This window comes from Flavobacteriales bacterium (assembly GCA_013001705.1).
In the GTDB taxonomy this organism is placed as follows: Bacteria; Bacteroidota; Bacteroidia; order Flavobacteriales_D; family JABDKJ01; genus JABDLZ01.
Genome location: JABDLZ010000044.1, coordinates 1 through 5,618 on the forward strand (window position 1 = coordinate 1; position 5,618 = coordinate 5,618).

The window sequence follows — 5,618 nt, forward strand, 5'->3', positions numbered from 1 at the left end:
ATATCAGGACACCCAGGATGGAAGTCGAGCGACCATCAGCGGAGACTACAGATTACGTGGCAATACCTTATCCTACCGAATCGGGACCTACGATGCTAGCCAGGAACTCATTATCGACCCTACGCTCATATTTTCGAGTTATAGTGGTAGTACGGCCAATAATTTCGGCTATACGGCCACATTCGATCAGGCCGGATTCTTATACAGTGGAAGCTCTGTATTTGCCAACGGCTATCCCACCTCGATGGGCGCCTATGATATGAGCTTCAACGATGGGAATGTGGACATCGCCATCAGCAAGTTCGATACCACTGGCACCTTTCTGGTCTATAGCACCTATCTCGGAGGTTCTGCCGATGAGCTACCCCACAGTATCATCGTCAATGAACTGGATGAACTCTATGTCTTCGGCACTACGGGTTCGGACAACTACCCAGTGACGAGCGAAGCCTTCGATCAGCAATTCGCAGGGGCTGATTTCTCTCTCGGTGGCATAGGAGGACTGGGAGTGGACTATCTGAGTGGTTCGGATCTCATCGTTTCCAAGCTGAGTTTTGATGGAACAGAACTGCTCGCCTCGTCATATATCGGTGAGAATGGAATGGATGGGCTGAACATCCAGTCAGCGACCAAGTACAACTATGCCGATGAGATACGCGGTGAGATCGAACTGGACGATGAGGGGAATGTGATCATAGCTTCTTGCACAGGTCGGTTCAATGGGGAGATAAGCTTTCCTACTACAGATGGCGCTCCCTTCGAGTCCTTTATCGGTGGTGATCAGGATGGCGTCCTATTCAGCATGGACCCTGACTTGGAACAGCTCCTTTGGAGCACTTTTATTGGAGGTGAAGGTGAGGATGCCGCTTTGTCGATCGCCATTCGGAGCGACAGCCTACTGGTCATCTGTGGAGGTACAGATTCTGAAGAACTGCCTAGTACTCCAGCCGCTCTGTTCAATTCCTATCAAGGAGGATCGGCCGATGCCTGGGTGATGGTCTATGACCCTCTGGCGGATTCTATCCTGCACATGAGCTATTGGGGCACCTCAAGCCGAGATCAAGCCTACATGGTAGAATTGGATAGCCAGGACAATGTGCATCTGTTCGGCCAGACGGCCAACGGAGATGCTCTGATCATCAATGCAGATCATTTTGACCTGAACAGTGGACAATTCATCACTAAGATGTCACCGGAATTCGATGGGCTGATATGGAGCACAGCCTTTGGAAATGGCAATGGACAGCCCAACATCTCTCCTACTGCCTTCCTGGTAGATGTCTGTGACCGCATCTACCTGAGCGGTTGGGGCGGCCCTACCGGTCCCAATAATCTGACTGTGACCGGACTCGAAGTGACCGATGATGCCTTTCAGGATGAGACTTCGAGCGGAGATTTCTATCTCATGGCCTTGGCAGATGATGCTTCCGAACTGCTCTATGGAAGCTTCTATGGAGGTGATCAAAGCAACGAGCATGTAGATGGTGGCACGAGCCGATTCGATAAGAAAGGAAAGGTCTATCAAGCCGTCTGTGCCGGTTGTCAAGGCAACAGCGATTTTCCCATATTTCCTACAGATGCGCATTCTGCTGAGAATGGAAGTACGGGATGCAACCTAGGCGTGTTCAAGATGGACTTCGATCTACCCCTGGTCATTGCGGATTTCATCTATGAACCCATTTGCCTTCCGGATTCGGTGACATTTCTCAATACCAGTGAAGGTGGACTGGACTTCCAGTGGGACTTCGGAGATGGCAATAGCAGTAATGACTATCAACCTACGCATCTCTATGATACACCGGGTCTCTACACCGTCTCACTCACCGTGAGCGATCCGATGAGCTGCAATCTCATCGACAGCATTCAGAAAGAGATCTTCATCTTCGATAGCAACGGAGTGCAACTCTCCGACACGACCATCTGTGCAGGTGAAAGCGTACAGATCGGTTTCGACCCGCTCCCTATCCCAGGTCTGAGCTATTCATGGACGCAGGGAGAATTCCTCTCAGAAGATGATGTTGCTGACCCCATCGCAACGGTCGCAGAGTCCACCCTCTTTACGCTGGTGATCGACAATGGGGTATGTCCCAGCTCAGCCACGCAATGGGTCCAAATCAACGACCTGGGATTGGAACTCAGTCCGGATACGATCATTTGTGATGATTCTTCGGTCATACTTACAGCTACGAGCACTGAAGATGACGTGAGCTACGTCTGGTCCACCCTACCATCCTTTCTGGACACCTTATCCGCCACTGATTCATTGACCCTCACTCCGCTCTTCACAGATATATACTATGTAGCGGCTGAAGGTCCGTGCCGAGCAGAAGACGCTGTGGTGGTCTCTATATTCTCTGAGTTCATCCAAGTGTCTCCCGATACCTTTATCTGCGCAGGAGAACCTGTGAATCTGCAGTTGAGCAATCAAAGTTCGATTGAGGGCCTCGATATACTTTGGACTCCTGAATCTACGATCCTTGAAGGCCAAGGTACCGAGGAAGTCACGGTAAGTGTCTCGGAGGACCAATGGATCGGTGTTCTTGTAGAAAGTCCAGCGGGATGTCAGGTGGAAGATTCGGTGTTTGTTGAAGTGTCCGATCTCTCCTTTCTGCAAGCTGAAGCATGGGCCGAACCCGACCTCATACCTCTAGGTGAATCCTCCCAACTCTCTTCAGAACCGATAGGTCCATATGACTATCAATGGACACCTCCTACCGGTCTGAGTTCTTCCTCCATTGCCGACCCTTTTGCTTCTCCCGATCAGACGACCACCTACACCATCACCATCTCCGATGAACAGTCCAACGGAAGGTGTCAACGATCGGACACAGTGACCGTCAAGGTATTCGAATTCCTATGCTCCTTCCCGACCACCTTTGTACCCAATGCCTTCAGCCCGAATGCGGATGGGAACAATGATGTACTCTTCGTGCGTGGGAAGTACATCCAAGAGCTTAATCTCAAGATCTATGACCGCTGGGGAGAAATGGTCTTTGAGACGCAAGACCCGAACGTGGGATGGGACGGCACCTTCAGAGGGAAAGAGCTCGAACCCGCAGTCTATGTCTATCACTTGGACTTCATCTGCATCGATGGTCAGGAGAATTTCGAAAAAGGGAATATCACTTTGATCCGATGAGGCATCTAATCCTATCCATAGCGATTGCTTCCCTCAGCCTGGGCCTGAGCATTCCTTCCCAAGGACAGGATATCCACTTCTCCCAATTCTTCTTGACCGACCTCAGCACGGACCCTTCCCTCACCGGCAGATTCGATAGTGATTATCGCATCAGTGGGGTCCATCGGGTACAGTGGCGCTCGGTCACCCTACCTTACAGCACTTTCCAATTCACCGCAGATGCCCATGATTTCCAGCAGATCAAAGGACTTGGCCTGGGGCTGAGGATCATGAATGATCGTGCAGGTGATTCTCGGTTCAACACATTCTCCATGGCCGCACTCATCAGCAAGGCCACCCCGATGGATGATGAAGGGCGTACTGAGCTTCGCTCTGGGCTCTCCATAGGATTTACTCAGAAACGCATCGATTTCGATGCCCTGCGCTTTGATGCACAGTACGATGGAACCCTCTATGACGCTTCACTTTCAGACGGAGAGTTGCTGAGGGGGGATAAGGTCTCACATCTGGATGTCCATGCCGGCCTGAGTGTGATCCGCTATCAGCAACGGGGGAGAATGAGGCTGCTGGGTCTGAGTATCTGGAATCTGAGCACCCCGGATGTCAGCTTCAAACAGGATGTAAGTGTTTTCTTGCGTCAGCGACATTCAGTATATGGTGAATATTCTGTGGGATTGGATGACAATTGGGACATCATCCCTTCTGGCAGAATGATGTGGCAAGGACCTTATCAAGAGTATCTGCTCGGTACTCGCATCAGACATACCTGGGAGTACTCCGCTCTAGCAAAACGCAGAGCCTATATCGGAGCTCTGGCCCGATGGAACGATGGAGCTTATATCTGTTTCGGATTCGAAAGGGATGAATGGATATTCGGAATGAGCTATGATGTGAATCTGTCTCCCTTGGAAGTCGCCTCACGCAATCGAGGGGCATTGGAGCTGACCGCGATCTACCTCATGGATGTATTCCGAGAAGAACGTGTCCTTCATCGCAAATGCCTGAGGATCCTATGAGACGATTCTGCATTCTGATCTTCATACTTGGCTTGAGCTCATCCCTTTCTTCTCAGGATTACTATCACTGGGTGGCATTTGGCGACCAGGCCATGGAAGTAGGTGACCCTGTGGGAGCGGTGCGATACTATGAATATGCCTTTGAATTGGACTCCTCACGCCAAGAACTCACTTATGCTCTCGCGAGCGCATACCGTGAAGTGGGCAATTATCCACAAGCCTTGCGACTTTATCTGAAGGTATACAGCAAAGGGAGGGGTCGATTCTTCCCAGAAGGTCCACGAGAGATCGCCCAGTTGAAGATGTACCTGGGCGAATACGAGTCAGCCATTGAATTCTGGAAACGTGCTTTGAGACGCACGGATGACCTTGAGCAAAAAGCATGGGTAGAAGGTCAACTGCAATCGTGTAGCTACGCGCTCTCCAATCCCATTCCGGAAGAGGATGTAGAACTCATCCGATTGGATGAGCGCATCAATACGACAGAAAGTGAATCCGGAGCGACAATGCATCCGAAGGGTGATCTCGTATTCAGCTCTCTTCGCGGAGCGTATGATGAGAATGGAGGATTGGATGAACCTTCTACCTATTTCGCCCGGCTCTATCACAGCGAGGTAGACACCTATGGAGCCAGTGAAGCGCAGCAGATGAATCTGCAAACTGGCTTCGATCAAGTTCATTTCTTGAATCCTCGATTCTCTCCAGCGGGTGATCGACTCTTTTTTACCCTGTTCGAGGAAAACAGCTCCCAATTAGGAATGATCAACTGGGAAGACTCGACCAAAGTCATCAAGGTCTTGACTATGGACGGCTTGCCCGACTATCCATTTATTGGACATCCCTTTGTTTTCACTCAAGATGAACAAAGCTTCATACTATTCAGCGCGAAACGAGAGACTGAAAACTCCACGTATGACCTCTACTGGGGCCGGCTATCTGGGAACCATGTGCATGATATCAAAGCCCTTCCTAGCTCCATTAACAGCGTGGGGAATGAAGTGACCCCGAACTATCAACTATCCGACTCGCTCCTCTATTTCAGCTCAGACGGTCACCCGGGTTATGGTGGCTATGACCTCTTCCAAGTGAAGTGGCACCCTGCCGAGGCAGGAGAGACGTCTCTTCCGCAGAATCTAGGTCTGCCACTGAATAGCTCCTTGAACGACCATTCCCTGGAGATCACAGTGGAAGGTGGCCTGGTCACCTCGGATAGAGGAACTGAAGATGTAGAGGCTTCCTTTTGCTGTTCAGACATCTTTCGATTCTCTCAGAAAGTGGAACAACTCGACACCCTCTTTACGGATGATCGGGTACCAGAAGAGATCGAGGACATCTCAGAACTCAACCGCATTCTCCCTATCCGGCTCTATTTCCATAACGATATCCCCGACCCGGGCTCTCAATCAAGACGCACCGAACTATCCTATAATGAGACCGTGAGTGATTATCTGGCACTGGAAGGG

General features: G+C 50.6%; 3 protein-coding genes. All 3 read left to right on the top strand.

Annotated elements, in window-relative coordinates; genetic code table 11:
• A partial coding sequence (locus tag HKN79_01570; protein ID NNC82239.1) for a T9SS type B sorting domain-containing protein occupies positions 1-3,139 on the top strand: 3,139 nt, incomplete at its 5' end.
• Positions 3,136-4,155 carry a PorP/SprF family type IX secretion system membrane protein gene (locus HKN79_01575; GenBank protein NNC82240.1) on the top strand — a complete coding sequence of 340 codons (1,020 nt, stop codon included), beginning with the start codon at positions 3,136-3,138 and terminating at the stop codon, positions 4,153-4,155. The genes HKN79_01570 and HKN79_01575, both read left to right, overlap by 4 nt.
• Positions 4,152-5,618 (top strand): tetratricopeptide repeat protein (locus tag HKN79_01580; protein ID NNC82241.1); only part of this gene is annotated, 1,467 nt, incomplete at its 3' end. The genes HKN79_01575 and HKN79_01580, both read left to right, overlap by 4 nt.